This is a genomic window from Solwaraspora sp. WMMB762, assembly GCF_049179115.1.
In the GTDB taxonomy this organism is placed as follows: Bacteria; Actinomycetota; Actinomycetes; order Mycobacteriales; family Micromonosporaceae; genus Micromonospora_E.
Window position 1 is genome coordinate 5,088,895 of sequence record NZ_JBMHMD010000001.1, and the last position, 17,379, is coordinate 5,106,273.

Annotated in this window: 16 protein-coding genes; 8 read left to right on the forward strand and 8 right to left on the reverse strand. The window is 72.2% G+C overall.

The genetic code is table 11. The features are described from left to right. Positions 1-33 precede the first annotated feature (33 nt). The gene (locus ACN27J_RS22755; RefSeq protein WP_421369346.1) at positions 34-2,010 is read right to left on the reverse strand and encodes an ABC transporter ATP-binding protein; all 1,977 of its coding nucleotides are present in this window, start codon (positions 2,008-2,010) and stop codon (positions 34-36) included. Positions 2,011-2,208: 198 nt separating this feature from the next. On the opposite strand from ACN27J_RS22755, the gene ACN27J_RS22760 reads away from it, so the two are divergent. Beyond that, a complete protein-coding gene (locus ACN27J_RS22760; RefSeq protein WP_421369347.1) occupies positions 2,209-2,787 on the forward strand; it encodes a hypothetical protein in 579 nt (192 codons plus the stop codon). A gap of 97 nt (positions 2,788-2,884) precedes the next feature. After that, positions 2,885-4,933 (forward strand): AAA family ATPase, encoded by a 2,049-nt coding sequence (locus ACN27J_RS22765; RefSeq protein WP_421369349.1) that lies wholly within the window; start codon positions 2,885-2,887, stop codon positions 4,931-4,933. A gap of 1 nt (position 4,934) precedes the next feature. Here the strand turns inward: ACN27J_RS22765 and ACN27J_RS22770 are convergent, their stop codons facing one another. From ACN27J_RS22770 to ACN27J_RS22780, 3 genes are read right to left on the reverse strand one after another with little or no spacing between them, the layout of a single operon-like run. Then, positions 4,935-7,037: an AAA family ATPase gene (locus tag ACN27J_RS22770; RefSeq protein ID WP_421369351.1), complete on the reverse strand. Its 2,103-nt coding sequence runs from the start codon at positions 7,035-7,037 to the stop codon at positions 4,935-4,937. 8 nt (positions 7,038-7,045) lie between these two features. After that, on the reverse strand, positions 7,046-9,274 hold the full coding sequence (locus ACN27J_RS22775; RefSeq protein WP_421369353.1) for an MMPL family transporter: 2,229 nt from the start codon (positions 9,272-9,274) through the stop codon (positions 7,046-7,048). Beyond that, a complete protein-coding gene (locus ACN27J_RS22780; protein WP_421369355.1) occupies positions 9,271-10,140 on the reverse strand; it encodes a DUF2993 domain-containing protein in 870 nt (289 codons plus the stop codon). The genes ACN27J_RS22775 and ACN27J_RS22780 overlap by 4 nt, the downstream gene beginning before the upstream one ends. Before the next feature lie 174 nt (positions 10,141-10,314). Between ACN27J_RS22780 and ACN27J_RS22785 the strand changes: the two genes are divergently transcribed. Both ACN27J_RS22785 and ACN27J_RS22790 read left to right on the forward strand, forming a co-directional pair. After that, positions 10,315-10,590 (forward strand): type II toxin-antitoxin system Phd/YefM family antitoxin, encoded by a 276-nt coding sequence (locus ACN27J_RS22785; protein ID WP_421369357.1) that lies wholly within the window; start codon positions 10,315-10,317, stop codon positions 10,588-10,590. After that, entirely contained in the window at positions 10,587-10,979 is a 393-nt protein-coding gene (locus ACN27J_RS22790) for a type II toxin-antitoxin system VapC family toxin (protein ID WP_421369359.1), read from the forward strand. The genes ACN27J_RS22785 and ACN27J_RS22790 overlap by 4 nt, the downstream gene beginning before the upstream one ends. Here ACN27J_RS22790 and ACN27J_RS22795 read toward each other — a convergent pair. Next, positions 10,976-11,962, reverse strand: a complete 987-nt coding sequence (locus ACN27J_RS22795; RefSeq protein WP_421369361.1) for an SEC-C metal-binding domain-containing protein — start codon at positions 11,960-11,962, stop codon at positions 10,976-10,978. The two genes, ACN27J_RS22790 and ACN27J_RS22795, sit on opposite strands and share 4 nt — an antisense overlap. A gap of 157 nt (positions 11,963-12,119) precedes the next feature. Here ACN27J_RS22795 and ACN27J_RS22800 point away from each other — a divergent pair, with 157 nt between their 5' ends. Together ACN27J_RS22800 and ACN27J_RS22805 are read left to right on the forward strand one after the other, a co-directional pair. Beyond that, positions 12,120-12,377, forward strand: coding sequence for a type II toxin-antitoxin system Phd/YefM family antitoxin (locus ACN27J_RS22800; protein ID WP_278173223.1), 258 nt, complete (start codon positions 12,120-12,122; stop codon positions 12,375-12,377). Beyond that, complete coding sequence (locus tag ACN27J_RS22805) at positions 12,374-12,634, forward strand: Txe/YoeB family addiction module toxin (RefSeq protein WP_421369363.1); 261 nt, start codon at positions 12,374-12,376, stop codon at positions 12,632-12,634. The genes ACN27J_RS22800 and ACN27J_RS22805 overlap by 4 nt, the downstream gene beginning before the upstream one ends. Here the strand turns inward: ACN27J_RS22805 and ACN27J_RS22810 are convergent. The 3 genes from ACN27J_RS22810 to ACN27J_RS22820 all read right to left on the reverse strand — a co-directional run bounded on the left by ACN27J_RS22810 (position 12,606) and on the right by ACN27J_RS22820 (position 15,413). Beyond that, positions 12,606-14,105, reverse strand: a complete 1,500-nt coding sequence (locus ACN27J_RS22810; protein ID WP_421369365.1) for a sensor histidine kinase — start codon at positions 14,103-14,105, stop codon at positions 12,606-12,608. The genes ACN27J_RS22805 and ACN27J_RS22810 overlap by 29 nt on opposite strands. Positions 14,106-14,108: 3 nt before the next feature. Beyond that, positions 14,109-14,858 (reverse strand): response regulator transcription factor, encoded by a 750-nt coding sequence (locus ACN27J_RS22815; protein WP_421369367.1) that lies wholly within the window; start codon positions 14,856-14,858, stop codon positions 14,109-14,111. A gap of 69 nt (positions 14,859-14,927) precedes the next feature. Next, positions 14,928-15,413, reverse strand: a complete 486-nt coding sequence (locus tag ACN27J_RS22820) for a hypothetical protein (protein ID WP_421369369.1) — start codon at positions 15,411-15,413, stop codon at positions 14,928-14,930. A 75-nt stretch (positions 15,414-15,488) separates the two neighbouring features. On the opposite strand from ACN27J_RS22820, the gene ACN27J_RS22825 reads away from it, so the two are divergent. Continuing rightward, positions 15,489-16,766 (forward strand): hypothetical protein, encoded by a 1,278-nt coding sequence (locus tag ACN27J_RS22825; RefSeq protein WP_421369371.1) that lies wholly within the window; start codon positions 15,489-15,491, stop codon positions 16,764-16,766. Further along, a complete protein-coding gene (locus ACN27J_RS22830) occupies positions 16,732-17,376 on the forward strand; it encodes a methyltransferase domain-containing protein (RefSeq protein WP_421369373.1) in 645 nt (214 codons plus the stop codon). Before ACN27J_RS22825 ends, ACN27J_RS22830 begins: the two co-directional genes overlap by 35 nt. Positions 17,377-17,379 lie beyond the last annotated feature (3 nt).

Below are 17,379 nucleotides of genomic sequence, written 5' to 3' on the forward strand. Positions count from 1 at the left end.
GCGGTGGGTCCGGTGGTGGCGGTCACCGGTCGATTATCCGACCGGCGTGTCGGCGTACCCGCTCGCCTGCAGTTCGAACAGTTCCCGGTACAGCCCGTCGGCGGCGAGCAGCTCGTCGTGCGTACCGGCCTCGACCAGCCGGCCCGACCGCAGCACGTAGATCCGGTCGGCCCAGCGGACGTTCGCCAGCCGGTGGGTGATCAGTACGACGGTCCGGTCCGGCCGGCGGCGGAGCTGCTGGAACAGGGCGTGTTCGGCGCGGGCGTCCAGCGCCGCCGACGGTTCGTCGCAGATCAGCAGCGGCGCGTCGCGGTAGATGCCGCGGGCGGCGACGAGGCGCTGCCACTGGCCACCGGACAGGTCGTGGCCCTCCCGGAAGTTGCGGTCGAGCAGCGTCCGGTAGCCGCGTGGCAGGCTCTCGATCATGTCGTGGGCGGTGGCGGCGGTCGCGGCATCCACCATGGATGGACGTATCCGGTCGCCCACCGGCCGGTCGAGGTCCGGCTGACCGTGCCCTGCCTGGTCGCGGTCGGTTCGGCCGATGGTGATGTTCTGCCCGGCGGTGAACGGGAACCGCCACCAGTCCTGGCTCATCACCGCGACCTGGCCGGCGAGCCGCTGTGGGTCGATCTCGTCGATGTCGACGCCGTCCCAGCGGATGCTGCCGCTGCTCGGCCGGTACAGCCCGGCGATCAGCTTGGCCAGGGTCGACTTGCCGGAGCCGTTCTCACCGACCAGTGCGATCACCTCACCCCGGCGCAGGGTCAGGCTGACCCCGTCGACCGCCGGATGGTCGGTGTCCGGGTAGCTCAGGCTGACCCCGTCCAGCTCGATCTCGTCGTACCCGCCGATCCGCCGTCCGCCGGCCGGCGGCACCTGCCGGTCGGCGCGGGCCAGGAAGTCGCGGTAGTCGCGGTAGTACAGCGCGTCCTCGTACAGCGAGTTGGTGGCGTGGATGGCGGTGTTGAGGTTGGCCCGGGCCGCCTGGAGCGCGATCATCGCGGTGGCGGCGGCGGCCAGCGGGATCATGCCGACCAGGAGCAGACCGCCGAGTACGGCGTACACGACGAAGGCAGCGGTACCGCTGAACGCACCCCCGACCACCCGGGTGCCGGTCTGCGCCCGGACCAGCCGCAGCTGGGCCCGGGTCTCGGTGGTCATCGTGCGGTGGTACTCGCCGAGCAGGAAGTCCCGCATCTGGTAGGTGCGGATTTCCGCGGCGGTGTGCCGGTTGGCCATCAAATGGGCCAGCATCCACATCCGCCGTCGGCGGGTGATCCGGGCCAGCAGCGCGAGGTATTCGCGGCGGGCGATCCGGATGGCGGTGACGGCGGCCGGTACGGCGGCCAGCAGCAGGCACGGCAGCAGCAGCGGTTCGATGACGGTGACCGCGGCGGCGGTGGCGGCCACCCCGACGACTCCGGTGGTGAGGTTCACCGCGTCGTCGACGATGGACGCCGCTTCGACGGTGCCCCGGTCGCGGGCCCGGTCCATCTCCTCGGCGAAGCCGGCGTCGTCGAACGCGGCCAGCTCCACCGACGTGGTGGCCTCGAACAGCCGCAGCTCGGCCCGGTAGGTGACCTGCGGGGCCAGCCGGGCCTGGGCCCAGCCGGCGGCGATGGTCAGCCCGCCCCGGGCCACCACGGCGAGCGCGGCGACGGTGAGGGCCGGGGCGGCCGCGCGGATCCGGTCCGGCGTCGGCCCGGAGGCGAACAGTTCCCGCAGTACGCTGCTGGTGGCCAGCAGCCCGAAAGTCGTCATCACCCCGGCCACGATGTTCAGCCCGATCGCGGCGACCGTGTCGCGTGGGCTCACCGACCAGGCCAACCGGACCGCCTCAGCGAGGATCCCGGGCAGTCGGCGGGCGACCGTCCAGAAGCTGGTCTCGGCGAACGCCCGGGCGTGGTGCATCCAGTCCGCGTCGGCGAGTTCGGGCAGCGCCTCGCTGTCGTCGGGGGAGCCGGCGGATGGTTGCGTGGCAGCGGAAGATTTCTGCTGAATAGGCCACATGCGTCCGAATCCTTTGTCGTCAGCCTGCCGCAGGGGCGGACGGAACGTAGCGTGGAGGCTACTGAAGGATATGTGGTCGGTGATGCCGGTGAGTGTCGTACCAGGTATCCATGGCAAACTTTCAATCCGGTGGTGATCGGCCGCCCACCGCGCCGGTAGCGAACGGCCGCCCACCCGACGGAAGAAGGCCAGCGACCGATGGACCAGCAGCAACTGCAGACGCTCCGACAGTTGTACGTGAGACAGCGCATCCGGTTGATGGTCAACCAGTACGAGGTCCGCGCCGTCGGCCCGGACGGCTCACCCGGGCCGCTGCTCGCCTTCGCCCAGCAGAAGCGGCTGGCCTTCCGCGAACAGGTCACCCTCTACGCCGACGACCAGCGCCAGCAGCCCGTACTCGGATTCAAGGCCCGGCAGGTGATCGACCTCGGGGCGACCTACGACGTGACGGACGCCGCCGGCCACCCGATCGGACTGTTCCGCAAGGACTTCGCCAAGTCACTGCTGCGCTCCACCTGGCACCTGGAGCAGCCCGGGCTCGGCGTGGCGACCGGCGCGGAACGTAACGTGGCGGTCGCCCTGCTGCGCCGGTTCAGCGACCTGCTTTCCTGGCTGCCGTACCACTTCGACTTCACCATCGACGGCCAGCCGGCCTTCTCCGTGGTGCGCAAGTGGGGCCTGCGGGACAACTACCAGGTCGACATCCACCACCCGCAACTGGACCGCCGCCTGGTGATCGCCATGGCCGTCGCGCTGGACGCCCTGCAGTCACGGTGACCTGCCGATCCCGCCTCGGAGCCGCCGGTGGTGCCGTCCCGGCAGCCGGGCCGGGGCGGTCGTTGGCGTACCGGCTTCACTAAGATATCGATTTGTGATGGCCGGATGTGGGCAAGCGACCACCAGTCTGGACCGACGGCTGCGGCAGACCCGGGAGCACCACTTCGTCGGCCGGGCAGCCGAGCTCGCCCTGCTGCGGGAGGCGTTGGAGCGCGCCCCCGAGCCGCTCGGAGTGCTCTACCTGCACGGGCCGGGTGGTATCGGCAAGTCCACCCTGCTGCGGTACTTCGGCGACGATGCGGCCGCCGCCGGGCGCCGGGTGGTGCATGTGGACGGCCGGGCGGTCAGTCCGTCACCGGCCCGGTTCGAGCTCGCCGCCGCTGATGCACTGTCCGACGAGACGGCGGTGCTGCTGGTCGACTCCTTCGAGCACTGCCAAGGGCTGGAGGACTGGCTGCGGGACCGGTTTCTGCCCCGACTGCCGGAGTCCGTCCTGGTGGTGCTGGCCGGCCGGGGCGGCCCCGGGCCGCAGTGGCGGGCCGATCCGGCCTGGCGTGACCTGCTGAAAGTGATCCCGATGGACAACCTGTCCCGGGAGCACGCCGTCGCGCTGCTCAACCGTCGGGGCGTACCGCCGGATCTGCACCCCTCGGTGCTGTCGTTCGCCGGCGGCCACCCACTGGCGCTGCGGCTCGCCGCCGAGGTCGCGGTCACCCACGACGCCGCCGCCACCGCCGTCTGGCGGCCCAGTCTGAACGTGGTGGAGACCCTGCTCACCCAGCTGATCGGGGAGACGCCGTCGCCGCTGCACCGGCAGGCGCTGGAAATCTGCGCGCACGCCCAGACGACCACCGAAGGACTGCTGCGGGCCGCCCTGGACCGCGACCCCGGGCCGATCTTCGCCTGGCTGCGTGAATTGCCGTTCATCGAGTCCGACGCCCGCGGCCTGCGCCCGCACGACGTGGTCCGCGACGCGCTCAACGACGACCTGCGCTGGCGCGACCCGCAGGGCTACGAGACGATGCACCGGCGGCTGCACGCCTACCTGCTCGAGCAGGCGTTGGCCGCCACCGGGCCGGCGGTGCTGCCGGCGGTCGGCGCGATGATGTACCTGCAACGGCACGCGCAGGAGATCCGCCGCTACTTCACCTTCGCCGACGAGGGCGAGGCCTACGAGGATCCGTACCAGCCGGCGGACCGGCCGACGGTGCTGGACCTCGCCAGCGAGGCCGAAGGCCCGGAGTCCGCCGCGCTGGTCGGCTTCTGGCTGGACCGCCAGCCCGAGGGCTGCCACGTCTACCGCAGCTCCGCCACCGACGAGGTGGTGGGCTTCATGATCTGGCTGGACCTGGACGATCCGCAGCCGGCCGAGCTGGAAGCCGACCCGGTCGTCGACACCGCCTGGCGGCACTGCCGGGCCAGCGCCCCGCTGCGCGGCGGCGAACACATCGGTCTGGCCCGGTTCATGGTGCATCCCCCGTCCTGCCAGCGGCCGTCGCCGGTGACCGACATGATCCAGATGCGGATGCTGGCCCACTACCTGCATGACAAGGGTCTGGCCCTGCACTACCTGGTGCTGCACGACGCCGAGTTCTGGGGGCCGCACCTGGCCTACTTCGACGACCATCCCGTCGAGACGGTGCCGCAGGTCGGCGGACGCCCGTACCACCTGTTCTTTCACGACTGGCGGGTCACGCCGCTGATGCACTGGCTCGACCACAACCAGCAACAGCTGCTGTACGGGCTGCAGCCGCGTACCGCCCGGCCCGGTGCCGACCTGCTGGTGCTGTCCCGCCCCGAGTTCGACGCGGCGGTCCGGTCCGCGATGCGGGCCTGGCGCCGCCCCGACGCGCTCGCCGCCAACCCGCTGGTCCGTACCCGGCTGGTCGCCGACCGCCCGGACGGCGACCGCCCGGACGGTGACCCGGTCGACGCGCTGCGCGGTGTGCTCGGTGCCGCGCTCGACGGCCTGCGCGACGACGTTCGGTCACACCGGGTGCTGGTCACCACGTTCGTGCACGGCACCCCGACGCAGGAGGCGGCGGCGGACCGGCTCGGCTTGCCGTTCAGCACCTACCGGCGGCACCTGACCCGGGCGTTGGACCGGATCAGCGACGCCCTGTGGCACCGCGAACTGCACGGCTGACTCAAGCCGAGCGGCGGTCAGGTGCCGACTCCTTGCGCCACAACAGCTCACAGACCCGGTCGATGGCGGCCCGCAGATGCCGCTTGTACGTGCTGGCCGGCAGACCGAGCCGGTCCGCCGCCGCCTCCTGGGTGGTCGGCCCGGCCAGGTAGGTGGCGGACAGCACCCGGTACAGCTTGGCATCACGTGGGTCGTGCCGCAGCGACTCCGCCGCGTCGGTCAGCAGCGTCCGCAGCGCGCCCACCGGGTCGGCGGCCGGACCGGCACCGGAACCGGAACCGAGCACCAGCCGGCTGCGGGTCAACGGGTTGGACCGCAACGCCGACCCGTCGTGCAGCAGCCGCAGCGCCGATCGGACCGCCGCGTCGAAGTCGGGGCGGGACAGCACCGTGTGCACCAGGGCGGCGACGGCGGTGGTCGCGCCGGTCGAGGAACGGACCGTCGGGCCGGTTGACGACCGCGCTGCCGGGCCAGCCAGCGGCCACGCGGTCACCCGGGCCGCCCACACGTCCACCGGGACCGCCCGCCAGTCGTGCGCGTACAGGTCGTACGCCCGGCCGTCCACCACCGGCCGGGGCCGGACCGGCTGGTGGTCGATGAACTCGGCCACCCCGACCGCCTCGTCGGCCAGCGTGAGGAACGACCAGGCGAGCCGCTGCGACCGGATCCACCACTGCAGGGTCCGGACGTGCATCAGATCCCGGACCGCGGAGCGCCGCCGCGCCGCCAACGGGTAGCTGAACCGGGTGAGCAGGATGTGTTCGCCGGCCCGGGGCGGCGCGGCGGCGGCGGACCGCCAGACCGCCGCGACCACCGGGTCGGCGGCGATCTCGTCCGGGTCCGGGCCGGTCAGCCGCAGGGTCACCTGGAACCCGGCGACGGCTCCGTCGAGCGAGCGCCGGTATACGTCGAACGCCTCCGGTTGGCGGTCCAGCCAGAATCCGACCAGCTGGTCGGTGCCGTCGCCGGACTCCCGCACGATCCGCCGCAGGGTGGCGTGGTCGGCGGGCGTCGCCCGGTCCGGGTAGACCGCGCCGCCGCCGTGGCGCAGCGCGAACGGCGCCATCACGGCGGTGTCCTGCAGGATGTGGTACAGCGAGCGGACCGCCGGCAGCACGGCCTCGCCGCTGGCGGCCCGCGCCCGGTGCAGCAGGTGGGCCGCCACCCGGGCGTGCATCACCTGGTAGCCGTGCGGGTCCCGCCAGCGCAGATCCGCGTCCAGCACACTGCGTACCACGTCGTGCGGGACGACCCCATCACGGCCACTTTGGACGAATGGTAGCCGGCGCAGCCAGGCGAACAGCTCCGCCGCCGCCTCGCCGACCACCGAACGCAGCAGGTCCTCGGTGGTGGTCAGCGCGTGTGAGCAGGTCTCCAGCGCGAGCCGGTGCTGCGCCGACGGCACCTCGCCGACCAGGTGGTGCAGCAGGGTCGCGACGACGTCCGGGGTCGGTGTCCAGGTGGCGGCGGCCCGCCGGTCGCCGACGGCGACCGCGGCGGAGAGGTTGAGCGCGAGCGGATGGCCGCCGGCGAAGCGCAGCACCGCGTCCCAGAGTTCACGCGGTACGCCGCGCCGGTCCAGCAGTTCGGTGGCCGCGTCCGGCGGCAGACCGCCGAGGCTCTCCACCCGCAGTACGCCGGACCAGCCGAGGTCGGCCTGCCACTCGCAGTCCGGTGCCTGCCGGCCGGCGACCACCACGACGACGCCGTCCGGGATGCGCGGCAGGAACCGGTCCCGCAGCCAGCCTTCCAGGCCCTGGCAGCGTTCGAACGTGTCGACGAGCAGGACGGCCGGGGCGCCGCTGAGCGCAGCGTAGGCGGCTGCGGTGAATCCGGCCGGGGACGGGTCGATGCCGGCGCCGTCGACCTGAACGACGATCCGGCCGGCGTCGCGGGCGAGGGCCGCGAACCGACGCAGCAACATGGACTTTCCGATGCCGCCGGGGCCGTGCACGAACCACACCGGACATCCGTCGGGCGTGCCGGCCAGTGCGGCCCGGAAGGCGTCCAGTTCGGCGGCACGGCCGACGAACGCCTCTTCGCGGGCCGTTCCCAGTCGGTTTGCCAGCCGCCCAGCCACCGCACCCCCCGTGATCTGGTCCACTAGGCATACTACGGTGGGTTACCGTCGGTGCTGAACGGCAGCCCGGCTGCTGCGTCGAGTGGTCGACCCGCTTCGCCGACCGGTAGCAGACCGTCGCGCTGGGTGTCCGCCTGGGTGTCCCCGGCGGCCGGTCCGCCCGCGCCGGGTCGCCACCAGTTGGCCCGGCCGAGCAGCGCCATCGTGGCCGGTACCAGCAGGCCACGGATGATCGTGGCGTCCACTGCGATCGCCACCGCCATCCCCAGCCCGAACATCTTGATCACCGGGCTCGGGTTGAGCACGAAGCTGGCGAAGACGCAGACCATGATCAACGCGGCCGAGGTGATCACCCGGCCGGTGGCGGCCAGCCCGGTGCGTACCGACAGCAGGTTGTCACCGGTCCGTTGCCAGCTCTCACCGACCGCCGTCAGCAGAAACACCTCGTAGTCCATGGACAGGCCGAACAGCAGCGCGAACAGCATCATCGGCACGTACGACTCGACCGGCACCGGGCCGTCCAGCCCGGTCACCGCGGTCCCCCACCCCCAGACGAACACCGCGACCAGCGCCCCGTACGCGGCACCGACCGACAGCAGGTTCATCACCGCCGCCTTGACCGCCAGCACGGGTGCCCGGAACGCGAACAGCAGCAGCACCGCGGAGAGCGCCACCACCACGGCGATCACCCACGGCATCCGGTCGGCGACCTGATCGGTGAGATCAGACTTGATCGCCACCGCGCCGGTGACGTGCAGCTGCCCGCCGTCCGGCTGGACGTCCCGCAGCGCCGCCACGGTGTCCACGGTGGCCGGATCGCTGGGGGCGGTGGTCGGCTGCACCCGCAACGTGCTCACCCGACCGTCGCCGGAGACGGCCGGTGGCGCGACCGTCGCGACACCGTCGGTGGCGGACAGCTCCTGACGCAGCGCCAGCACGCGCGGGTCGTCCGGCCCGGTGGCCGGCGAGTCCCATGAGACGACCACGCTGAGCATGCCGTTGACCCCGGGCCCGAACCCTTCGGCCATCAGGTCGTAGCCGAGCCGGGTGGGGCTACCCGGCAGATCGTCGCCGGGGTCGGTCTGCCCCAGCTGCAACCCGAGCGTCGGCGCCGCCAGCAGGGCCAGCAGGGCGGCGGTGCCGAGGGCGTAGCGGCCGGGGCGGCGGGTGACCCGGTCGGCCAGCCGCCCCCAGAAGGCGCCGCTGTCACCGCGTCGCCGCAGGCCGGGAACGCGCAGCGCGCCGATCCGGGGGCCGAGTACAGCCAGCAGCGCCGGCAGCAGAGTGGTGGCGGCGGCCACTGCGACCAGCACCACCAGCCCGGCCGTCCAGCCCAACGTGGTGAGGATCGGCACCTGGGCGACGGCCAGCCCGCCGAGCGCGACGATCACCGTACCGCCGGCGAACAGCACCGCACTGCCCGACGAGGCGACCGTGGCGACGATCGCCGGCCCGATCGCCGTACCGTCGTCGAGGAGTGTCCGGTAGCGGGTGACCAGGAACAGCGCGTAGTCGATGCCGACACCGAGACCGATCATCGTGGCCAGGGTGCTCGCCACCCCCGGCATGTCGGTCAGGTGCCCGGCCAGCCCGACCGCGCCGACCCCGATCAGCAGCGTGAGCACTCCGGTGAACAGCGGCAACGCGGCGGCGACCAGCCCACCGAAGACCAGCACCAGCACGATCACCGCGACTCCGAGACCGAGCAGTTCGCTGGCGTGGGTCGCGGCGTCGTGGCGGGCCAGCGCGCCGCCGGGCACGGTCTCGATGCCGGCGTCGCGGGCCGGGGCTGCGGCGTCGACAATGTCGTCGGACATCTGCCGGGTGACCGAGCGCGGGCCGATATCCAGCCGTACGGTCGCGTAGCCGATCGTGCCGTCGGCGCTGATCGTGCCGGCTGCGGCGGCCGGCGGGGTCACCGACACCACGTGCGGTGCCTGCTCGACCCGGTCGAGCGCGGCGGTGACCGCCGCGACGTTCGCCGGATCATCCAACCGCCCGTCGCTCGCTTCGAAGATCAGCTGCCCGCTGGCCTCGTCGCTGCCGGAGAAGTGCTGGTCGAGCAGGTCCCGCCCGATCTGGCCGTCGCTGCCGGGCAGCGAGACGTCCTCCTCGGTCGGCCGGCCGAAGCCGGCGATCAACGCCGCCACCGTGACGGCCACCAGCAACCAGGCGCTGATCACCCACCACGGCCGCCGTACCACCGCGCTGCCGACCGCGCCCATCATCCGGTGCACGGCGCCGGTCTCCACCGTGTTCACGCCGGCTCCCCGCAGGTGTCGGTGGCTGACGGCGTCGCCCGTCCGACGGGCCGTAGGTCATCCCCGCCGACGGTGACGGACTCGCCGGTGATCTCCAGACGCAGCCCGTCGGCGGTCGCGGTCAGTCCCTGGTACGCCAGCCCGGCCGGCAGCTCGGGCAGCTCCCGTTCGATCCGGCGCTCGCCGAGGGCGCCGGCGCCGAGGGCACCGGCCAGCTGGTCGGCGGAGCGGCGCAGCCCGAACACCTCGACCTCCACCGGCTCGATCCGCAACATGCGGCCGTCGAGCACGGGTACGGCGTACACGGTCACCGGCACGGCCTGGCCGAAGATCGTCGCTGTCACGTCGACGATCAGCTGGCCGTTGTCGCTGCCGCGAATCTGCACGTCGGCCCCGGAGAGCAGACCGCCCACGGAGTCGTCGGCTCCGCTGTCGGCCCGGTCGTCGGCCAGCGCGTCGAGGCGGGCGAGGTCGACCGTGAGCGCGGCGTACAGCCGGCCGATCCGGATCTCAACCGGGCCCGACGCCGCGGAGCCGGCACCGGCCGCCGCCAGGCCCCCGTCGAACTCGACGTCGCGTACCTCGGCGGTGACCCCGGCGATCGGCAGCTCGCTTTCACCGAAGCGGTCGGCGGTGACGGTGAGACCGGCGAACCGGCCGGCCAACGCCTGCGTCACGAAGGGGAAGCCGTGCACGTCGACCTGCGGCGGCTCGGCCAGCCCGAGGACGCAGGCGGCGGTGTCGGCGAGCCGGGCGCCGACCACGCCGGCGGCGATCCGGTCCGCGACGACGAGACTCCCGGGGATCAGCAGCGCCGCGGTGAGCAGCAGCCATCCTCGCCGGTTGCGAGGTCTCCAGATGCGCATGCCCCGATCACATCCGGCCGGGGTGCAAGCCGGACGTGAGTTCGATGAGAACCCGTTAAGAACTGCCCGCACCGCTGCAACCGCACCAGCTCGTCCCGTGGTTCCGGGCGGCGGCTGAAGCTGTAGGTACTATGGTTGAGTTGTAGGCACAGTTGGGGGGTCGGGTTGAGCACCGTGTCCGTACGTGAATTCTCGTACAACCCGAGTGCCATGTTCGCCAGGGTCGAGCGTGGCGAAACGCTCGAGGTCACCCGGCACGGCACCGTGATCGCCGTGCTGCTACCTGGTTCGGCCGCCCTCAGCCGCTACTCGCCGCTGGTCGCGAAGGGCCTGATCAAACTCGCCACGACCACGACGAGCGACTTGGACCAAATCCCGCACTTCGACGTACCAGAGGACGTGTCACCGCTGGACCTGCTGCTCGAAGCCCGTGAGGACGAGGACCGTTGATCTACCTTGACTCCTCGGCTCTCGTCACCCTCGTCTCTGGCCGGTCGTACGCGCCCGGGTTGCGCGAGTATCTTGGCGATCAACCTGCGGCACCGATGGCCACGTCGACCCTCGGGTTCGTCGAGACCGTCCGTACCCTCGACACGATCGGTGACTATCCCGACATAATGTCGAATCTGCTTCGCAACTTCACCGAGATCCTGCTGACCGCCGAGGTCCGGGACACCGCTGCGCTCGTACCACCTGGTACGCGGTCCCTGGACGCGATCCACATCGCAAGCGCTCAGGTGCTGGGCGCCGCCCTGACGGTCCTGATCAGTTACGACAAGCGGATGCTGGACATCGCCCGCACGATCGGACTACCGACAGCCTGCCCCGGTCTCAGCTAGGTCGCTGGTCGGACTACGGCGTTACGAGCCAGGCCTGCTCGGCCGCAGCACTTCTTGTACTTGGTACCCGACCCGCACCAGCACGGATCGTTGCGTCCCGGTGGCCAGACGATGGTGTCCTGGTCGGCGGCCAGCCTGGCGTACCGGGTCTTCACCGCCGAGTCGAGTGGCGACTCACCGATCCGCTCGGCGAACTCCGACAACCCGGCAACCGTGGCCGGCACCACGCGGATCGCCGGCACTCCGCTTTCGGCCAGGCCGCGCCAGCGACGCTCCGCCGCCGGAAAGTACTCCTCGTCAGGGTCGACGTACGCGTCGGGCCACCGGCGGCGGGCCTCGGCCCGCTCGGCGCGCTGAAACACCAGCAGCCGCAGTTGATCGGGTATCCGACCCGACTCGAAGTGCTCCCGCGCCTCGTCCAGCGTCGTCGGCAGTCCGGCCGGCTCGGCCATCTGCTGCGCCGGTGCCGCCGGAGCTATCTCGTCGGTGTTGTCCGCCGGCAACCCGAGCTGACGCCGGACCTCGCGCCGGGCCCGGACCATCACCGACGACATCTTCATCCAGCCGTCCGGCCCGCGCAGCGCCTCGAGCTCGTCCGGCGTCAGGCGGGCGACGGCCCGGTCGTACCATTCCAGCGCCGCCGGCAGGTCACCGCGTTCGGCCAGCAGTTCGGCGACGAGAGTGCACTGCCCCTCACTGAGGTCGGGGTCGCGGGCGAGCCGGGCCAGCTCCGCGTACGCCTCGCTGTCCGCCCCGGCCTCGAACTCGATCCCGGCCAGGTCGCACCGCGCGTAGCAGCCGTCCTCGCCGCCCGCCGCGATCAGCTCGGCCAGCAGCTTGCGTGCCCGGTCGAGCTGGCCGGCCGCCCGCCACGCCTCGGCCGCTTCCAGCAGGAGCTCGGCCCGCTCGTCCGGATACTTCTCCGCGTCGGCTTCAATCGCCGCCGCCCGCGCGGCGGCCTGGTTCGCCGGTTTCGTCGCCACGGCCGGAGACCGTACCCGCTGTGCCCGCCGACGTCACCGCGACACTCCCGCCCGGCGCTGCTCGTCAACCGCAAGCCGCTACGGGGGTGCGAGGGAGCATTCTGGCAGCGGAGTCCGGCAAGTGGTACCGTATCCGGTACAAGATTGAGGAGGTGTCGTGGCGGCGGCGATCAGTGCGAGCGAGGCCCGCAAGACCCTGTTCCCGCTCATCGAGCGGGTCAACGAGGACCACACCCCGATTGAGATCGTCTCCAAGCGGGGCAACGCAGTGCTGGTGAGCAAGGAGGACTGGGATTCGATCATGGAGACGAACTACCTGCTCCGGACGCCTGCCAACGCGAATCACCTGATGGAGAGCATCGATCAGTGGCGGGCCGGGACCGCCGTCGAGCGTGACCTGGGTCTCGACGAGTGAAGCTCACCTGGACCGACAACGCCTGGGCCGACTACCTGTACTGGCAGACCCAGGACCGCAAGACGCTGAGGCGAATCAACGCCCTGATTTCCGATATCAAGCGGGACCCTGACGGGCCAGGCATCGGCAAGCCCGAGATTCTTCGAAACACCCTTGCCGGCCTGCGGTCGCGGCGCATCGACGATGAGCACCGTCTGGTGTACGCGGTCGAGCAGGGGGCAATCACTGTCATTTCATGCCGTTACCACTACGAGTGACGCCAGCGGCATCGGCCGGTGCGGCCGGGACGGTGAACCAGATGGTGGTCCCGCCGCCGGGAGTGGTGTCGGCGCCGACCTCGCCGCCGAGAGCCCGTACCGCGTCGGCGACGATCGCCAACCCGAGCCCGCTACCCTCGGCGGCGCCGCCCGCCGCGCCCGCCCGGTAGAAGCGGTCGAAGATCCGTTCGGTGGCCTCCGGGGTCAGCCCCGGCCCGGTGTCCGACACCGCCACCCGCACCCGGCCGGCGTCGGCGTGCACCGACACCTCGGCGTTCGCCTCGACCGGCGTGTGCGCCCGTACGTTGGCCAGCAGGTTCGCCAGCACCCGCCGCAACGCGTCCGCGTCACCGGCGACGAGCAGATGCGGTGGCGAATCCAGCGCGATCACCCGTTCCGGCTCGACGGCGAGCGCGTCGGCGACCGCGTCGCGGGCCAGCACAGCGATGTCGACCGGCTCGTCCTGCAACTGCGGCTCGGCGTCCAACCGGGCCAGAAACAGCAGGTCGGACACCATCGTGGACATCCGGGCGGCCTCGTCGTCGAGCCGGCGCAGCACGTCCGGCCGGCGCTGTTCGTCGACCATGCCGCCGCGCAGCAGCTGGGTGTAGCCGCGGATCACGGTCAGCGGGGTGCGCAGCTCGTGCGACGCGTCCGCGACGAACGACCGCATCCGCTGCTCGGAACGCTCCCGCACGGCCAGCGCGGCGAGGATCCGGTCCAGCATGCCGTTGACCGCCAGGGTCAGCCGGCCGGCTTCGGTACGCCGTACCCGTCGGGGGTCGTCGGTGATCGGCACCCGGCGGTCCAACTGCCCCCCGGCGATCGCGTCGGCGGTCCGCGCGATGTCGTCCAACGGCCGCATCCGGGCCACGATCAGCATCCGGGCCAGAAACGCCAGCAGTACGGCGACCGCCACCGACACCAGCACCTCGATGCCGAGCAGCCGCGCCACGGTCTCCCGGACCGGGGCCAGCGGCAGCCCCAGCAGCACCACGCCGGGGCCGGCGTCGACGGTCACCACCCGGTACACCCCTTCCGGGGTGGTGATGCTGGTCAGCGGGGACTGCCCGCCGGGCGGCGGGGCCGGTGCGGCGTCCAGCAGCGGGGTCGCCGGCACCGGCGCGGTGGACGCGAACCGGGTCAGCTCGCCGTCTGCGGTCCGGATCTCCACCAGGAACTCGGTGGGGCCGATCACCGCGCGTACCGTCTGGTCCCGCACGTCCCGTTCGCCGACCCGGGCGATCTGCCGGCTGCCGCTGGCGACCAGCGCGGCGGCGGTGGTGAGCTGCTCGTCGGTCCGGTCCATCAGCTGCTGGCGCAACGCGACCGCGCTGACCACGCCGGTGATCAGCAGCGCGGCGCAGGTGAGCGCGACGGTGGCGGCGATCAGCGACCCGCGCAGCGACCAGCGCGGTGCCCGACGGGTGCGACTGCGCGGTGCCCGGCGGGTGCGACTGCGCGGTGGCACAGCTCACCCCTGCACGGCGGTACGCAGCGCGTAGCCGAAGCCGCGGTGGGTGACGATCAGCGGCTCACCCAGCGGGTCCAGTTTGCGGCGCAGGTAGCCGATGTAGGTGTCGACGACGTTCGACTCACCACCGAAGTCGTAGCGCCACACCGCCTCCAGGATCTGGCTGCGGGACAACACCCGGCCGGAGTTGAGCATCAGATACCGCAGCAGCTTGAACTCGGTCGGCGACAACTGGACCGGGGTGCCGGCCCGCTGCACCAGCAAGGTGTCCTCGTCCAGCTCCAGGTCGGCGTAGCGCAGCACGGGACCGGCCCGACCGGCCGTGCCAGCCGGATCGCCCGGCCCGGTGGGACCGTCCCGGCCGGCGGTGCCGGAGCCGACCCGGCGCAGCACCGCCCGTACCCGGGCCAGCAGTTCCTCCACCGCGAACGGCTTGGTCAGGTAGTCGTCACCGCCGAGGGTGAGCCCGGAGACCAGGTCGCGGCGGGCGTCGCGGGCGGTCAGGAAGACGATGCCGAACCGGTGGCCGCGTTGCCGTAGCCGTCGGCACAGGTCGAACCCGTCGCCGTCGGGCAGCATCACGTCGAGTACGACGAGATCCGGTCGCCCCGACTCGGCGAGCTGCTCCGCCTGCGCCACGGTGGTCGCGGAGTCGACCGCGAAGCCGTGGAAGGTGAGCACGGTGACCAGCATGTCGACGATGTTCGGTTGGTCGTCGACGACCAGGATGCGCGCCGATGCGTTGCCCATGTCTGCTGATCAGATCACGCAATCATGGGAGAAGGATGAGAACCGGCGGCACCGGTCGGCCGTGGCCCGTCACAGGCAGCACCAGCAGTAGAGGTGGTCACCGGCGTCGCGGGCCCGTCGGGCGAGACCGGCGATCGCCTCGATCACCGGGACGAGCTCGCCTTCGGGCAGTGGGCCGGAGTGGGCGAACTCGTCGATCCGCCCCCACCGCGCCGACAGCTCCGGCAGCTGGCCGCCGCTGATCGAGGCGAGGGTGTCCCTGGCGGCGTCGTCGAGGCCGAACAGCCACGGGCCGTGCTCCTCCGGGTTCCAGATCAGTCGGCTCTGCACCAGGCTGGCCCGCCAGGGCGCATCCCGGACGAAGCTGACGAGCTGGCCGAGAGCGACCGGAGGGTCGATCCACTTGAGGTCGACGGCGTCCACGGCAACGCCGCCGGCACCGTCGATGCCGCCGCTGCCGGCAGCGCGGGCGACCGGCCCGCCGTCGAGCTCGTCCATCAGCGCGATCGCCGCGTCGTCATCGACGGACCGGAAGTAGTCGTACAGCACACCCATGCCGGTCACCTCACCACACGGATGCGACAGGAAAATCAGGCAACCGATCGCGGTACGTGACGCGTCGTCTCCTACGTGCGCGCGACGAAAACGATGATCACGGTGGCCCTGCTCGTGCTCGGCGGTTCGCTGCTGGTGCCGGGCAGCGCGTCGGCGACGGCCGGCGTCGAGGCGCTGCCGGACCGGGTCGGCACCCCGCCGTTGGGCACACTGCGGATCACCGATCCGTTCCCGATCGGCGCGGCGGCGGTCGCGGTCAGCGGGTTCGGCGGTGCCGACACCGGCAGCGTCGCCGTGGTGGACGCCGCGACCGGCCGGTACCGGGTGCACCGGGTCGGGGTCACCGCCCCGGCCGGCGAGGTGGTGCTGCTCTCCCCGGACGGCACCCGGTTGGCGCACCAGTGGAGCGACGAACAAGGGACCGACGAACAAGGCAGCGACGACCGGCGACGGACCGGTGTCGCCGTCATCGACCTCGGCGACCGGTCGGTGCAGACGGTCGGGCCGGGCACCAGCGACAGCGTCCTCACCCGGCCGCTGGGCTGGTCGCCGGACGGCAGCCGGCTGGTGCTGGTCGACTCGGTGCCGCGCACACCGGACCGGGCGGCGTACCGGGCGGTCGTCAGCCTGGTCGACGTGGCCAGCGGATCGGTACGGGAGCTGGCCACCACCGACGACGACGCCACCGCGCCCGTCCCCGGTTACTCGGTCGCGTTCACCGTCGACGGCCGGCGGCTGGCGCTGCAGCTCGGTACCGAGCTGACCATTGTCGACCTGGCCACCGACCGGCGGCACACGCTCGACCTGCCGGCCGGCCGGACGCTGGCCGGCAAGGGCGCCTGGCAGCCGGACGGCGGCAGGCTGACCCTGGTCGAGCAGGACGGTGACGACTGGCGGCTGATCGGCGTCGACCCGGCGACCGGCGCCGAGGTGCCGGGCCAGCGGCTGCCCGCCGTGACCGACATGCTGGCGGTCCGGCTGCTCGGCTGGCAGCCGGACGGGGCCGCCCTGGTGGTCGCCTACCAGCCGGAATCGACCGGTCGGAGTTCCTACCAGTCGCTCGGGCAGCGGATCAGCTACGGGCACGTCGGCGGCGTACAGCTGATGTCGTTGGCGCCCGGCGGGACGACCCCGACGGTACGGATGACGGCCGCCGACGGGGTACGGGCGATCGACGTGGCCGACCGGGCGCTCGCCACCGGGGTGATCCGGCCGGGGCAGGACCCGTCTCGCTGGCCGGGACCCCGGTTCTGGCTGTGGCCGGTGGTGGGGCTGGTCGTCGCGGCGCTGCTGCTGCCGGTCGCGTACCGTGCTGTCGGTGTCCGACGCCGACTTCCTACAGACCACCCGTGACTCCTACGACGCGATCGTCGGCGAGTACGCCGAGGCGGTGAAGACCGAGCTGGACGAGGCGCCGTTGGACCGGGCCATGCTCGGCATGTTCGCCGAGCTGGTGCGTTCGACGGGCAACACCGCAGTCGCCGATGTCGGCTGCGGCCCGGGTCGGGTCACCGGGCTGCTGGCCGGGCACGGGCTGGACGCGTTCGGGATCGATCTCTCCCCGGGCATGATTGCGCACGCCCGGCAGGCGTACCCAGGGCTGCGGTTCGAGGTCGGCTCGATGCTCGACCTGGACCTGCCCGACGGCGGGCTCGGCGGGCTGCTCGCCTACTTCTCGATCATCCACCTGCCGTGGCAGCGGCGGCCGGAGGCGTTCGCCGAGTTCCACCGGGTGCTGGTGCCGGGCGGTTACCTGATGCTGGTCTTCCAGGTCGGCGATGACATCCGGCACCGGGACGAGTTCGAGGGCAAGCGGATCGACCTGCGCTTCCACCGGCAGCGGCCGGCCGAGGTGGCGCGGTTGTTGACCAAGGCCGGCTTCCTGGTCCTGGTGACCGTCGAGCAGACCCCGCCGGCACCGGGCCGCCCACCGCTGGGCATGCTGGTCGCCCGCAAACCCTGACCG